This window comes from Pandoraea bronchicola (genome assembly GCF_902459805.1).
GTDB classification, from domain to species: Bacteria; Pseudomonadota; Gammaproteobacteria; order Burkholderiales; family Burkholderiaceae; genus Pandoraea; species Pandoraea bronchicola.
In genome coordinates this window covers 660,907-675,848 of sequence record NZ_CABPST010000001.1, presented here as the reverse complement: position 1 = coordinate 675,848, position 14,942 = coordinate 660,907, and the positions used below count along the sequence as shown (strand labels likewise).

At 64.2% G+C, this 14,942-nt stretch carries 11 protein-coding genes; 9 read left to right on the top strand and 2 right to left on the bottom strand.

Annotated elements, in window-relative coordinates; genetic code table 11:
- Positions 1-27 precede the first annotated feature (27 nt).
- From PBR20603_RS03080 to PBR20603_RS03055, 6 genes are read left to right on the top strand one after another with little or no spacing between them, the layout of a single operon-like run.
- On the top strand, positions 28-1,791 hold the full coding sequence (locus PBR20603_RS03080; RefSeq protein ID WP_150558046.1) for a secretin N-terminal domain-containing protein: 1,764 nt from the start codon (positions 28-30) through the stop codon (positions 1,789-1,791).
- A gap of 1 nt (position 1,792) precedes the next feature.
- A complete protein-coding gene (gene pilO2, locus PBR20603_RS03075) occupies positions 1,793-3,148 on the top strand; it encodes a type 4b pilus protein PilO2 (RefSeq protein WP_150558045.1) in 1,356 nt (451 codons plus the stop codon).
- Positions 3,138-3,599, top strand: coding sequence for a hypothetical protein (locus PBR20603_RS03070; RefSeq protein ID WP_150558044.1), 462 nt, complete (start codon positions 3,138-3,140; stop codon positions 3,597-3,599). Before pilO2 ends, PBR20603_RS03070 begins: the two co-directional genes overlap by 11 nt.
- Entirely contained in the window at positions 3,583-5,301 is a 1,719-nt protein-coding gene (locus PBR20603_RS03065) for a GspE/PulE family protein (RefSeq protein ID WP_150558043.1), read from the top strand. The genes PBR20603_RS03070 and PBR20603_RS03065 overlap by 17 nt, the downstream gene beginning before the upstream one ends.
- 42 nt (positions 5,302-5,343) lie before the next feature.
- A complete protein-coding gene (locus PBR20603_RS03060) occupies positions 5,344-6,435 on the top strand; it encodes a type II secretion system F family protein (protein ID WP_150558042.1) in 1,092 nt (363 codons plus the stop codon).
- Between the two features lie 2 nt (positions 6,436-6,437).
- Positions 6,438-7,328: a prepilin peptidase gene (locus tag PBR20603_RS03055; protein WP_150558041.1), complete on the top strand. Its 891-nt coding sequence runs from the start codon at positions 6,438-6,440 to the stop codon at positions 7,326-7,328.
- On the opposite strand, the gene PBR20603_RS03050 is transcribed toward PBR20603_RS03055, so the two are convergent.
- The gene (locus tag PBR20603_RS03050; protein ID WP_150558040.1) at positions 7,299-9,011 is read right to left on the bottom strand and encodes a GMC family oxidoreductase; all 1,713 of its coding nucleotides are present in this window, start codon (positions 9,009-9,011) and stop codon (positions 7,299-7,301) included. The genes PBR20603_RS03055 and PBR20603_RS03050 overlap by 30 nt on opposite strands.
- A 288-nt stretch (positions 9,012-9,299) precedes the next feature.
- On the opposite strand from PBR20603_RS03050, the gene PBR20603_RS03045 reads away from it, so the two are divergent.
- Together PBR20603_RS03045 and PBR20603_RS03040 are read left to right on the top strand one after the other, a co-directional pair.
- Positions 9,300-10,964: an isovaleryl-CoA dehydrogenase gene (locus PBR20603_RS03045; protein ID WP_150558039.1), complete on the top strand. Its 1,665-nt coding sequence runs from the start codon at positions 9,300-9,302 to the stop codon at positions 10,962-10,964.
- A gap of 152 nt (positions 10,965-11,116) precedes the next feature.
- The gene (locus PBR20603_RS03040) at positions 11,117-12,517 is read left to right on the top strand and encodes a coniferyl aldehyde dehydrogenase (protein ID WP_425495785.1); all 1,401 of its coding nucleotides are present in this window, start codon (positions 11,117-11,119) and stop codon (positions 12,515-12,517) included.
- 128 nt (positions 12,518-12,645) lie between these two features.
- On the opposite strand, the gene metK is transcribed toward PBR20603_RS03040, so the two are convergent.
- Positions 12,646-13,824, bottom strand: a complete 1,179-nt coding sequence (gene metK, locus PBR20603_RS03035; RefSeq protein ID WP_150558037.1) for a methionine adenosyltransferase — start codon at positions 13,822-13,824, stop codon at positions 12,646-12,648.
- 186 nt (positions 13,825-14,010) lie between these two features.
- Here metK and PBR20603_RS03030 point away from each other — a divergent pair, with 186 nt between their 5' ends.
- Positions 14,011-14,907 (top strand): lipid A biosynthesis lauroyl acyltransferase, encoded by an 897-nt coding sequence (locus PBR20603_RS03030; protein WP_150558036.1) that lies wholly within the window; start codon positions 14,011-14,013, stop codon positions 14,905-14,907.
- The last annotated feature ends 35 nt before the right edge of the window (positions 14,908-14,942 follow it).

Genomic DNA, 14,942 nt, shown 5'->3' with positions numbered 1-14,942 from the left:
CGGCCACCATGACGGAAGCGGTAATCCATGAGAAAGCGACTTGGCGTGTTGTGCGCCACAACGTTTCTGACGGCGTGCGGCACGCCTGGCATGCTCACCAAGACCGATGCCAATGTGTCGCAGGCGCAGACGGATGTGCAATCGGCATTCGATACCTACACGGCGACCCCGATTCGCGCCATCGAGCATGTCGAAGGGGCGTGGCTCGCGAAGCGTTCCGTCCCCATCCATGCCTCGATAGCGCTACCCGATTTCTTCAAACGCAACGTACGCTTTGCTACCGGCGCGCCGTTGCCCATGTCGATCGTGCTCGCGCAGGTGGCGCGCGGTAACGGTCTGACCATTCGCATGGCCTCGGACGTGTCGTGTGCGGCAGGCAACGAGCGCAGCGGCAATGGCGCCAATCGTGGCGCCAATCGCAGCGGCGGTCCCGCCAACCTCTTCCAGCTGAACTGCGCCGACACGGGTGAGCCGACGGTGCCGCTGCAGTACTCCGGATCGCTTTCCGGGCTGCTCGACACCATCGCGCATCGAACGGGCACGCACTGGACCTATCGCGACGGCGTCGTTCATTTCGCGCGCTACGTGACACGCACCTTCCAGATCAAGATGATGCCCGGCAGTTCGTCGTATTCGGCGTCGGTGGGCAAGGCCTCGCAGATGAAGGCCAATCGCGGTGCGGCGGGCGGCAGCGGGCCGGGCAGTTCGGCCGGTGGCGTCGATCTGAGCTTCAACGCCGACGCCAACGTGAGCGTGGAATCCGAACTCGATTACTGGTCGGATCTCGTTCGCACGGTGACCGATATGCTCTCCGACGGGGGGCGTGTCACGCCGTCCGTCGTGACGAGTTCGCTCGTCGTCAGCGACACGGCGGATGTCATCGAACGCGTGGCAAGTTACATCGACGCCGAGAACGCCGTGCTCGGCCGTCAGGTCAAGTTGCGCGTGCAGGTGTACTCCGTGGCGCTCGAAGAGAACTCCGCCTCGGGCGTCGACTGGGATCTGGTGTATCGGGCCGCGAGCGGCATCACGTTGGGCCTGGCCGGGCCCGCGGCAGGCGGCACGCTCATGGCGCGCAAAGGCGGCCTGCAACTCAACAAGATCGACAGCGGCAGATTCAAGGGGTCCGGCGCATTCATTCGCGCACTCAGCCAGCAGGGCCGCGTGAGTACGGTGATCGATACCACGGTGGTGACGCTGAACAACCAACCGGCGCCTGTTGCCGTCACGCAGAATCAGGGCTTTGTCGCGCAAACGAAGATGACGCCCGGCAACTATGGCGGGCAAGCGGTCGTGACGGCCGAACAGTCGGTGCTGACCACGGGCTTCGTGATGAACCTGTTGCCCACGCTGATGGACAACCGGAGCGTGATGTTGCAGGTGCAGATCGACATGTCCGACCTGAAGAAGCTCGACAAGATCAATCTGCGTACGGGCAAAGAAGCGCCCAGCGGCACCAATACGGAGGGCGGCACCAGTCCGGACGTGAGCGCGGAAGTCGGCCCTGATGGGGTGAAGGTGGGCGTAGGCGGGAAGGACGACAGAGCGGGTGCCGATGACGGACTTGGCGTCGGGACGTTCATGCAGTTGCCGATTACGGCGTCGATACAGACCATGCAACGGGCGTCGCTCAAGGCGGGCGACACGCTGGTGCTCAGTGGCTTCCGTCGCCGGGACGACTCGACCGATCGCGATGGCCTCTTCAATTACCAGGGCGGCACCAAGGAGGCGCGGCAGCAGGTCAAGGAAGTCGTGATCCTGATTTCGCCGGAATTGACCGAGGGCGTGTGATATGACGCGCATATTGTCCAACCGGCTCGTCGTCGGTGCGCAGTGGGAGACACTGATCGGCCTGCAAAAGGAGCCTACGGAGATCCGCGGACTCGCCCGAAGTCGCGACGCCTCGCACTTCGCCGTAGCCGACGATGGCGCCGGCACGCGCACGGTGGGGCTGTTCTCGCTGGTGCCTTCGATCAAAGGGCAGAGCGCGCCGGAACTGTATGCCTTGGGTGCCTTGCTCGGGACGATGGTCGATGCGCCGAACGTGGCGTTCGTGCATCCTGATCCCGACGATCTGTCGGCGATGTTCTTCGTCACGTTGCGCGATCGCCGCCCGGAGCTGGATCTGGTCGTCCCCACATCGGAGCTGCGCACAAGACTGGAGCAATGGGCGGCGGAGATCGAACGCGGAATCACGATCGCGGGCATCGCGCCGTTAAATGGCAGCGGCGCCGACGTGACGCTCACGCTCGACGATATTGCGGCGCATGCGCACAAGGAAACGCCGCGCGACGCGTGTCTGCAAGTCGTGCGCAAGCCGCTACCGGCGCGGCAACTGAAAATTGCCGCGATCTCGCTCGCAGTGCTCTCGCTTGTCTGTCTGGCCGGGTGGTGGGGTTGGCGTTGGTACGACGACAGGCAGCAGGCAAAGCTGGCGGCCGCCAATCAGATCGATCCGGTCGATGCCTACCGGCGAGCGCTCGCCCGCGCGATCGCTGCGGAACCCTTCTCGACGGGCGCGTCGTATGCCCGGCGCGTGCAATACGCCGTCCAGTCGCTGCCAGCGAGCGCGGGAGGCTGGCGCCCGGCGGCCATCGAGTGCAAGGGCGATCGTTGCGAGATTCAGTGGCGTCGTCAGGAAGGCGGTACGTTCGATTTGCTTCTCTCCCAACGGCCGAATGCCCAGATCGTCGATCTCGATAACGCGCGCGAAACCATGACGCCCGCCGACACCGTCCCGCCGGTATCGGCGCACGCCGAAGCCCTGCCCGTTGCGGCAAACGTGCAGCCACTCGCCGACAACGAAGACGAGCTCGACGATGGCGAGGCGCGCGTAACGCCCGTGCCGCGCACGCAGTTTCTGCGCACCGCGGGCGCGCGCCTGCAATCGCTGGGTGACTACGGCATGGATATTTCTCTGACGATGCCGCAACCGCTCGTTCAGGCGCCGGCGGCCGTGGTGACGCGCAGCGACGTTCCGCCACCCATCGCCAAGGGGGAATGGAAGATGGCGGGGCATCTCGCGTTCGTCGATTCGGTGGCGGGTTTGATGATGCGCGCCGGCAACATGTCGTTGCACGAGTTGACCATCGTGATCGACGAGACCAAACCCGTCTTCTCCGCTCAAGGAACCTACTATGTCCATTAAGCTCCGCCGCACGGCATGGATTGCGACAGCCGTGGTGGCGTCGACTTCGATGCCGGTCATGTCCGCGCATGCCGAAGAAACGATCGACGCGTTCGCTCGTTCGCACCTCAAATCGTCGCAAGAGACGCTGACTGCCGACGGCACGCCGGCCCCTGCGGCCACCGCCACGCCCGAGGTGTTGCCGGAACTGATGTTCATTCACGGCGTTGACGACACGACCGTCGCTTATCTGCGCGTCGATGGGCGCTTTGGTTACAGCGTGAGCGACGGCGACCGGTTCGGCGATTGGCGGGTGGTGAAGATCGGCAGCGATTTCGTGGATGTGACGCGAGGCGGAAAGTTACAGCGTCTGCTGCTGCCCAATGCGATAGGGACGTCATCGGCGAGCGAAGCACAGGCGAGTCGCGCGAGACTCGGTTCATCGGGGCGGCGCAATGGCGAAGATTTCTGATCGTTTCCAGGCGGCGCTCTCGCGTGTCAACTCGCGCAGCGGCACCGTCGCTCGGCCCATCGCGGATCTTCGTGTCGACGACATTCAGATGCAAGGCTGGCGTCAGGATCTCGGCATCACGCTGGCCGGGGCGGAAAACGGGTCGCTGGTGCTCGTTGCCCCGAAGCCACGGCTCTTTCTGGTATTGCTCGAGCACACGACATTCGTGCGCATGCAGGGTTCCGATTTGCTGTCGCGTTTCGAGCAGGCCGTTCGCGCCACGCATCGGCTCGATCTGGAGGGCATTTATGTCGGCACGACGGAAGAAATACTGCTCATGCAGTCGCGCCTGCAACAGCAGGGCGGAAGCGGCGCGCGCACTGAGGAGCAGCGCACCGGGGCCTATCGGAATTTCGACCTGATCATCGAACGTGCCATTGACGCGCGTGCCTCCGACGTCCACTTCGAATTCCGCGAAGGCCAGCATGTGCGCGTGCGCATGCGCATTCACGGCAAGCTGCGCGCGACAAGCGAGACGGATCGCCTCTCGCGCGACTATCACGCGATGCTCGATGCCGTTTCGGCGGCGTACAACTCGCGCGCCGACCCCAGCAGCCGTAGCCACAACCACTTCGATGAGGACCAGCATCAGAGCTGTTCGATTCCGCTGAACCTGCGCAACCGCAAGTATCAGCTTCGCTTGCAGAGTATCCGCGAGAATCGCGGCGTCGACGTGGTGCTGCGGCTGCTCGTCAATGAAGCCGTGGACGATGACGTCATGTCGCTCTCCGAACTCGGCTATTCCGACGATCAGATCGAGGTGCTCGAGAACGCGGTATATCGCAGTCCCGGCTTGACGATCATCGCCGGTGAGACGGGCTCGGGCAAATCAACGACGTTGCGCACGATGATGATGTACGAGCGCGACTCCGGTAAGAAATTCTTCTCCATCGAAGATCCGGTGGAGTACATCCAGCCGCACGTGACGCAGATCCCGATTCAGCGGCGTGCCGAAGACGGTCACGGCGAATCGGCTTTTGGCGCAGCCGCCAAGGTGTTGTTGCGTGGCGATCCGGACAAACTCATGCCCGGCGAAATTCGCGATGTCGAGACCGGTTCCTTCGCCAAGTCGATGACGGAGACGGGCCACCAGGTGTTGTCCACGGTTCACGCGTCGAGCGCGTTCGGCATCATCCCGCGCCTGATCAGCGAGGAGATCGGCATGCCGGTCTCGGCCGTGACATCGCCCAACTTTCTCACCGCCATGGTCTATCAGAAGCTCATTCCGGTGCTGTGCGATCACTGCAAGCTGCCCGCCGTCGGGCATCTCGACGAGATGACGTTGTGCGTCATCGGTGGCCTCGGCATCGATACCGCCGGTGTGCGCGTTGCAGGCCCGGGCTGCGATCACTGCAAGGGCCGTGGCACGGCAGGGCAGACGGTCGTGGCAGAGGTGTGCGAATTGTCCGACGAGTTGCTCGACCTGCTGCGTCAGTCGAAGTTCTGGGAGGCGCAACGCTATTGGCGAGCCCATCACGACGGCGATCTCACGAGTCCGGTCATGTACGGCAAGTCGGCCATGGAGCATGCGATCTACAAGATGGCGCAGGGCCGCATCGATCCTGCGGACATCGAAGCCGCGTTCCACAAGCTCAAGAAGTTCCAGGTCTGGAAGGGCGGTTCCACCTCGCCTCAACCGCCACGCCGTCTGGCGAGTGTGTAAGTTTCCTTCACGAGATTCGTCTGAAACACAGCGCTAATCCCTATGCTCGAAGCCGCCAATCGTCTGCTTGCCAAGCTGTCTCCCGCGCGTGATCCGTATCCGGGCCTGAGTCGTGCGAAGCGCCACTTTCGCAAGACACGCGCGAAGTTCTACAGTGACTTCGCCGATGCCATCGAGGACGGTGCCAATCCGTTCGAACTGTTCTCCCGCCGGTATGCGCGCGCCAAGGAGCGGCGCAATCCGATGGCGCCGCTCTACGCCATATGGCGGGATCGCGCCAGTTCGAAGAACTTGCGCAAGTCGTGGGAAGGCACCATTCCCGACGAAGATCTGATCGTGATTTCCGCGGGGGAGAAGGGCGATCTTCCCGGCGCGCTGCGCTTTCTGGCGCGCGTGGTCACGCTGCAGCAGCAGACGCGCGCGGCGATTGCCGGGGCCGTGGTGCTGCCGATCTTCATGTCGGTGCTGCTCGCGGCGATTCAACTCGGCGTGGCCTACGGCATGATGCCGATCATGGTCGAGATCATGCCGCCGGATCAGTTTCCGATGGTGGGCGCGGGACTGTACATCGTGTCGGGTTTCGTCGCGAACTGGTGGCCACTACTCTATGGCGTGCCGCTGCTGCTTGTGGTGGCAGTGTCGCTCTCGCTCAGCCGATGGACGGGGCCGTTGCGACGGCGCGCCGACAACTTCGGTCCCTACGCCGTGTACCGCGACGTGCGCGCCGGCGAGTTTCTAGTGGCGCTTGCCGCGCTGACCGGGGCGAAGACATCGGTGTTCGATGCCATTTCGCTACTGCTTGCAGGGGCGTCGCCCTGGATGCGCTCTCATTTGCTGCGTATGCGCGCGTCGCTCAAGAGCGAACGGAGCATGGTCAAGGCGATGGATACCGGCATCTTCAACGAGGAAGTCTTCGACCGTCTGGTCGAATACTCGGGACGTTCCAACTTCGACGCGGGCATTCGCAAGATCGGGCTGATGACCATCGAGGAAGTCGCCGAGCGCATCAAATTGCGTTCAGCAGCGCTTCGCTCCCTGTTGATGGCGCTCGTCGGTCTGACGATCATTTTCACCGTGGCCGGCATGTTGCAGATCGGACACGCTGCGGGTGAGTATGCGGAGTCGATGTTCTGACGATGTCGTCGCTCATCGATCTTCTGTCGGCCGAATTCCGGGCGCTGCCGCGTGAAGCGGTCGTGGCGGCGATGGCGATGTTGGGACTGCTCGTCGGGAGCTTTCTGAACGTCGTTGTGTATCGCCTGCCGCGCATGCTCGAAGCGCAGTGGGCGCACGAGGTCGCTGCGTGGGCCGGACGGGTGCCGCCGGTCACCCCCGTGTTCAATCTGGCCTGGCCACCGTCGCGCTGCCCGCATTGCGAGACACGCATCGCCGCGCGTCATAACTTCCCGGTGCTCGGTTTTCTTCTTCTGCGCGGCCGCTGCGCGCATTGCCGTTCGGGGATCGCGTTGCGCTATCCGCTCGTTGAACTGGCCGTCGGGGCCATGTTCGCGGGCATCGCGTGGCAGTTCGCGCCCTCGATGCAGTACCTCACGATGCTGGCATGGTGCGGCTTCGGCACCGTGTTGCTGGCGCTCACCCTGATCGACATGGACACGCGGCTGTTGCCCGATGTGCTCACGTTGCCGCTGCTATGGGCCGGCTTGCTGTGCAGTGTGATCGGACTGACGCTCCCCATCGATGACGCCGTGCTCGGCGCCGCGTTGGGGTACGGCGTCATGGGCGCGATCGCGGGGGCTTATCGCATGCTGACGGGGGAAGACGGGCTCGGCGGTGGCGACGCCAAGCTCGTCGCGGCATGCGGCGCGTGGCTGGGCTGGGTTGGCGTGCCGCTGATGCTGGCGTTCGGCGCGGTGGCGGCGACACTGGCCTTTGCGGTGTTGGGGCTGTGGCGCGGCCGCGCGTTGCGCGAGCCGCTGCCGTTCGGTCCGTGGCTGAATCTGGGCGCGCTGGCGAGCCTGTTGTGGGGCGAGCCGTTCCTAAACCTGTGGCTGCGCGCGGGCGGCTAACACCGTTGCGCCGGCCGCGGGCGTGCGAGAGGCGTCCACCGCCGCCGGGCCGGGGTTCTGCGCCGACACCGACACCGATACCGGCACCGACACCGACACACGTCCCAGAATCAGATCCGCAGCCTTTTCCCCGATCATCATCGACGGTGCGTTGGTGTTGCCGCCGATGAGCGTTGGCATGATCGAGGCATCGACCACACGCAGTCCCTCCACGCCGCGCACCTTCAGTGCCGTATCGACGACCGACTTGGCGTCGCTGCCCATGCGGCACGTGCCGACCGGGTGATAGATGGTGTCCGCGCGCGCACGGATCAGCGCGGTCAGCGCCTCGTCGGACTCCACGCCCCGGCTGTGCAACTCCGTCCCGCCGAACTGCGCGAGCGATGGCGCCGCGAGAATTCGCCGGATCACGCGGGCGCCGCGCAGCAATGTGTCGACATCCTCTTGCGCTTGCAGGAACGCCGGGTCGATACGCGGGGCGTCGCGCATGTCGGCGGAGGCGAGCGTCACGCGTCCTCGGCTCTTCGGACGCAGCACGCACGCGTGCAACGACAGGCCGCGCCGCAAATGCAACCGGCGATTGTGGTTGTCGCAGATGCCCACGAGAAAGTGCATCTGCAAGTCTGGGCGTGCGAGGGAAGGATCGCTCTTGAGGAACCCCCCGGCCTCGGCCACGTTGCTGGCGAACAGGCCGCGCCTGTCGCGCAGATAGTCCAGCCCTTGGGCGAGCAGATGCCACAACCCGGCAGGCGTATAGCCGACCAGATCGCGATGCGCGACGTACTTGTTGATGATGAAGTCGATGTGATCTTGCAGATTCTCACCGACACCCGGCGCATCGACGCGCACTTCCAGCCCATGCGAGCGCAGATGATCGGCAGGACCGATCCCGGAGCACATCAGCAACTGCGGAGAGTTGAACGCGCCTGCGCTCAGTATGACCTCCGCGCGCGCACGAATCGTCTCCAGCGCGCCGCGACGTTGTAGTTTGACGCCCGTCGCCCGCTTGCCGTCGAAGACGACGCGTTGCACGAGCGCATCGGTAACGATGTGCAGATTCGCCCGCGATTTCCCGTGCAGATAGGCGCGTGCGGCATTCCATCGCTCGCCGTCTTTCTGCGTCACCTGATAAACGCCTGCGCCTTCGTATTGCGCACCGTTGAAGTCGTCGCTGACGGGAAACCCGGCTTCGCGCGCCGCCTCGACATAGTGTTTCGAGAACGGGTTCACCGTGCGCAGATCCGAGACGTTGAGCGGGCCGCCCGTGCCATGCCAGGCGTCGGCGCCGCGCTCGTTATGTTCGTTGCGGCGGAAGTACGGCAGCACGTCGTCCCATCCCCAGCCGGTGCAGCCGGCCTGCGCCCAGTCGTTGTAGTCGTCCGGGTGGCCGCGTGTGTAAATCATCGCGTTGATCGAACTCGAGCCGCCGAGGCCGCGTCCGCGTGGCTGATAGCCCTGACGCCCCGTCAGCCCCGCCTGCGGTGTCGTGCGATAGCCATAGTTGCGACGCGAGCGAAACGGCACCAGGGCGGCGATGCCCAGAGGCAGCCGGATGAGAAAACTGTCGTCGGGCGGACCGGCTTCGATGAGCGCGATCGTGCGATCCGGTGCACCGTCGGCCAACCGCGCGGCCAGCGCGCAACCGGCAGAGCCGCCGCCGACAATGACGTAGTCGTAGTCCATGCTGTCATCCTCCCTTGGATGGGCACTGCATCTACTGCTTTGTCGAATTATTGTTCGCTGCTTTTTGCTTATCGTTCTGCGCGCTTTTTCTTGTGCCGGGCCACGCGGTCTTCACCTCATGGATGTCACTTCGCAGCGGCACTCATTGTAGGCAGACATTCCCTATGCCCGGGGGGGAAGTGAAGCATTCCTCTAATTTGTGCGAGCGCGTGAGCCTAGCCGCTATGATGAAAGGATGCACTTAAAGTGAGCGTCCCATGTTTGGCAGATGGGCATACGGAGACACGGATGACTGAAGCCTGGCAGACTCACGACGTCACCAATCAGGTGCCGCCGCTCACCGATTACAACCTTTACACGACGGATAACGCTCTGCAAGCTGCCGTGGCGGCCTTCGACGCGGATTGGCATGGAAAGGCGCTGTACCGTCAGGGCGCGCGTCTGGGCGAGGCTGAGGTCCAGCAGTGGGCGCAGACGGCCAATCGTCACGAGCCGGAACTGCAATCCTTCGATCCGCAAGGCAATCGCATCGATCACATCGCGTTTCATCCTGCGTGGCATTCGCTCATGGGCCTGTTGCGCGGTGCACAACTCCAGTCGTTGCCGTGGGCGCATCCGCGCGGCGGGGTGATGGCGGCACGTACGGCGTCGTATTTTCTGCACGCGCAGAACGAGGCGGGTGCGCTGTGTCCCACGACCATGACCTTCGCGAGCATTCCCGTGCTCGCCAAGGAGCCCGCGCTCTTCGCGTCGATCAAGGACAAGCTGCTCGCGCCGCAGCACGACCCGCGCGATGTGCCGCTCGCACAGAAGCACGCCATCCTCATTGGCATGGGGATGACGGAGAAGCAGGGCGGCTCTGACGTGCGCACCAATACGACCACGGCGACCGAGCGCGGCGATGGCACGTTCTCGCTTGTCGGCCATAAGTGGTTTTTCTCCGCGCCGCAGTGCGACGCGCATCTGGTGCTCGCACGCGATAGCGACAGCGACGCGCTCTCCTGTTTCTTCGTGCCGCGCTACACCCCGGACGGCCGTAAGAACGCCGTGCAGATTCAGCGTCTCAAGGACAAGCTCGGCAACCGTTCGAACGCGAGCAGCGAAGTGGAGTTTCAGGCGGCGTATGGCACGCGCGTCGGTGCGCCGGGACGCGGGATTCCCACGATCATCGAGATGGCGACGTACACGCGGCTCGATTGCGTGATCGGCAGCGCAGCGATGATGCGCGCGGGCGTTGTGCAGGCGATTCATCATGCGCGACACCGTACGGCATTCGGTGCGAAGCTCGTCGATCAGGCTCTGATGACGACGGTGCTCGCGGATCTCGCACTGGAGTCGGAAGCGGCGACGTGGCTGGCGATGCGTCTCGCGCAAGCGTTCGACGCGAGCGCGTGCGATGACGACTCGCCCGTCGAGCGGGCATGGCGGCGCATCGTGCTGCCCGCGGCGAAGTTCTGGGTGTGCAAGCGCGCGCTCGAACTCGCGGGCGAATGCATGGAGGTGTGGGGCGGCAACGGCTACGTCGAGACGGGGCCGCTCGCGCGTCTGTATCGCGAGGCGCCGGTCAATTCGATCTGGGAAGGCTCGGGCAATGTGATGTGTCTCGATGTGTTGCGCGCGATGAGCCGCGAGCCTGACGTTGCGCAGCACTGGTTCCGGTGGCTCGAACAACGTACCGGATCGCACGCAGCGTTGCGTGCGGCGTTGGCGCAACTGCACGGGTGGCTGGCCGCCGATCCTGCGACGCATGCGATCCGTGCGCGCGCCATTGCTCAGCAGGTGGTATTGCTGTCTCAGGCGGCATTGCTGCTCGAACACGCGCCGGCCGAATTGGCGCACGGTTTTATCGAGAGCCGCTTCTCGAATGCCGGCGGACGCGTCTATGGCGTCATGCCGGAGACGCTCGCGGCAGGGGTTCAACGTGCCTGGCTCGACCGGGCTTTTCTCGCATAACGCATAACAACATATCGATGGCGCCGGGCGGCACGGATGTGGGGCGCCGGCGACGGCAGGGAGGAGGCAGCATGGGACATCAGCATGAGATAAACGGTTTGCACGAGGCGGCAGCGGTATCGCCGGGGGGCGATGCCGCGGCGGAAGACGACATGGCGCGCGCGTTGCTGTCTCCTCGCTTCGATGCGATGCGCCGCGCGCACGACGCTGCACCACAAGTCGACTGGCCGACGCGCAAACGTCACCTGAAGGCGTTGCAGGCGATGTTGCATAAGTATCGCGAAACGTTTGCGAATGCCATCGACGAAGATTTCGGCGGCCGCTCGGCACAGGAAACGGACATGCTCGAGCTGTTCCCGTCGCACGGCAATCTGAAGCATGCGCTTTCGCACACGCGTCGCTGGATGCGCGGCTCGCGGGGCTGGGCCAACCTGTGGCTGTTGCCCGCACGGCAGGCGGTCGTTCCGCAACCGCTGGGTGTCGTCGGCGTGATCGTGCCGTGGAATTACCCGCTGTTTCTCGCCGTCGGCCCGCTGACCGACGCCCTGGCGGCGGGCAACCGCGTGATGATCAAGGTTTCCGAAGTCACCCCGCGTTTTGCCGAGGTTTTCGCGGCGGCGGTGGCCGAGACGTTTCCGCCGGAGTGGGTGACGGTCGTGACCGGCGACGCGCAGGTCGCGCGCGCGTTTTCGACGTTACCGTTCGACCATCTGCTGTTTACCGGCGCGACGTCGATCGGCCATCACGTGATGCGCGCGGCGAGCGAGCATCTCACGCCGGTCACGCTGGAGCTTGGCGGCAAGTCGCCCGCCATCATCGGGCCGGGAGCGCGTTGGGAGCATGCGGTCGAGCGCATCATGCTCGGCAAGCTGGTCAATGCCGGGCAGACCTGCGTGGCGCCCGACTACGTGCTCGTGCCGCGCGAGAAGCTCGATGCTTTCGTGGCGACGGCGAAGCAGGTGGCTGCGCGTCTCTACCCGAACGCCGTCGACAATCCGCAGTACACGAGCATCGTGTCGGCACGTCACTTCGAGCGCTTGTCAGGGCTGGCGGCTGAGGCGGCGGCACAGGGCGCCACGTCGCACGCCCTGTTCGATACGCCGGCGCAGGCGGTGCGCAGACGTTTGCCGCCCGTAGTGCTCACCGGTGTACACGACGGCATGCGCGTCATGCGAGAGGAGATCTTTGGGCCGCTGTTGCCGGTGGTGCCCTACGACGATCTGGACGCTGCCATCGCGTATGTGAATGAGCGTCCGCGTCCGCTGGCGCTGTATGTGTTCGATACCGACACCGCGCGCATCGATCAGGTCGTGGACGGCACGATTTCCGGTGGCGTGACGATCAACGACACGCTGCTGCATGTCGCCGAGCATGCGCTGCCGTTCGGTGGCGTGGGCGCGTCGGGTATGGGCGGATATCACGGCGAGGCGGGCTTCCGCACGTTCTCCAAGGAAAAACCGATTTTCCGGCAGGCGCGCTGGAACGGCGCCGGGCTGCTCAATCCGCCCTACGGCAAGGTGTTCGCCGCGATGATCCGGCAGTTGCTGCGCTGACATCTGCCTGAGTCGCCGGCGTCCGACACGCAGACAAAACAAAACCCCCGCCGGGTTGACCCGGGCGGGGGTTTTGTTGGGCTGCTACCGGTCGAAACCGGACACAGCCGGGGGGGCGTCGGGCTCGATCAGGCCACGGCGCGCAGGCCGGCGTCGGCCAGCAAGACGTCGGCGCGATCGGTCGCTTCCCACGTAAATTCCGGCTCTTCACGGCCAAAGTGACCATAGGCGGCCGTCTTCTCGTAGATCGGGCGCAGCAGGTCGAGCATCTGAATGATGCCCTTCGGACGCAGATCGAAGTGCTTCTCGACCAGCTCGGCGATGCGCTGATCGCTGATCTTGCCGGTGCCGAAGGTGTTGACCATGACCGACGTCGGACGGGCCACGCCAATGGCGTACGAGACCTGAATCACGCACTTCGAGGCCAGACCGGCAGCCACGATGTTCTTCGCGACGTAACGGCCGGCATAAGCGGCCGAACGGTCGACCTTCGACGGGTCCTTGCCCGAGAACGCGCCACCGCCGTGCGGCGCGGCGCCGCCGTACGTGTCGACGATGATCTTGCGGCCCGTGAGGCCGGCATCGCCTTGCGGGCCACCGATCACGAAACGGCCAGTCGGGTTCACCAGGAACTTGATGTCGCCCTTGATCAGGTCGGCCGGCAGCACCGGCTTGATGACTTCTTCGATCACGGCTTCGCGCAGGGCTTCCAGGCCGATGTCCGGCGCGTGTTGCGTGGACAGCACGACGGTGTCGATGCTGTGCGGACGGCCGTTTTCGTACTTGATGGTGACTTGCGACTTGGCGTCCGGGCGCAGCCAGGGCAGACGGCCGTCACGGCGCACTTGCGACTGGCGCTCGACCAGACGGTGCGACAGGTAGATCGGCAGCGGCATGAGTTCCGGCGTTTCATCGCAAGCGTAGCCGAACATCAGGCCCTGGTCGCCGGCACCTTGATCAAGGTTGTCGTCATGCGCACGGTCCACGCCCTGAGCGATGTCCGGCGACTGGCGGTCATAGGCGACCAGCACCGCGCAACCCTTGTAGTCGATGCCATAGTCGGTGTTGTCGTAACCGATGCGGCGAATCGTCTCACGCGCGACTTGCTGGTAGTCGACCGTGGCGGTCGTGGTGATTTCGCCAGCCAGCACGACGAGACCCGTGTTGCAAAGCGTTTCGGCAGCAACGCGGGCGTAGATGTCCTGCTTCAGGATGGCATCGAGAACGGCGTCGGAAATCTGGTCAGCGACCTTGTCCGGGTGACCTTCGGAAACCGATTCGGAGGTAAAAAGATAGTCGTTCGCCACTTCTGGCTCCTTTATACGAATTTGGCGACTCACGTAGCCGTCATCGGAGGAGAAGCGGCGACGCTTTAGCGGAAAGTTGGTCGAATGCGCTGCCAGTGAGGTGGCTCATTCGAATCGCCCCGCAAGTTGTCAGTTAACTCGGCGATGTCGATTATTATACGCCCCTGAAGAAATTTTGCTGGCGACATGGCAACTACTCCCAAGAAGTCCATCGGCTACTACCTTAGCGTTGGCCTGCTGCGCGGGCTGAACCTGCTGCCTTATAGCTGGGTCGCGCGTTTCGGCGCGGGCCTGGGGCGGGTGCTTTACGCCCTGCCCAGCTCGCGCAAACGCGTGGTACACACCAACTTGCGCCTATGTTTCCCCCATTGGGACGACGCTACGCGTGAGCGGGTCGCCAAGGCATCGTTCGTCCACGCCATCCGCAGCTATGCGGAGCGCAGTGTGCAATGGTTCGCCGACGGCAAGAAGCTGGAGCGGCTCATCGAGCTCGACTCGGCGGTCGATCTGCGCGATCCGAACATGCCGCCGACGATTCTGCTCGGCTTCCACTTCGTGGGCATCGAGGCGGGCTCGGTATTCATCAATTACTCGCTGCACCGGCCTTGTGCATCGCTCTACACGCCGATGTCGAGCCCGGCGTTCGATGCCATGGCGCGCGAGCAACGCGGCCGTTTCGACGCGGAAATGATTCCGCGCGGCGACAGCGCCCGCGACGTGCTGCGCATGTTCCGAAAGGGCAAACCGGTCATGCTGGCGGCCGATATGGACTACGGCGCGCGAAATTCCACGTTCGTGCCGTTCTTCGGTGTTCAGACCTGCACGCTGACGTCCGTTTCCCGCCTTGCCGAAGTCGGACGGGCCCAGATCCTGCCATTTATCGGTGAGGTGCTGCCCAATTACAAGGGCTACCGCCTCAAGGTGTTCCCCGTGTGGGAAAACTATCCGAGTGGCGACCCGGACGCCGATGCGCGCCGAATGAACGCGTTCCTCGAAGAGCAGATCCTCAAGATGCCGGAGCAGTACTACTGGGTACACAAGCGTTTCAAGACGCGTCCGCCCGGCGAGCCGGGCGTGTACTGACCGGCACCGGATGCGCGTCGACCTTCTCCACTACA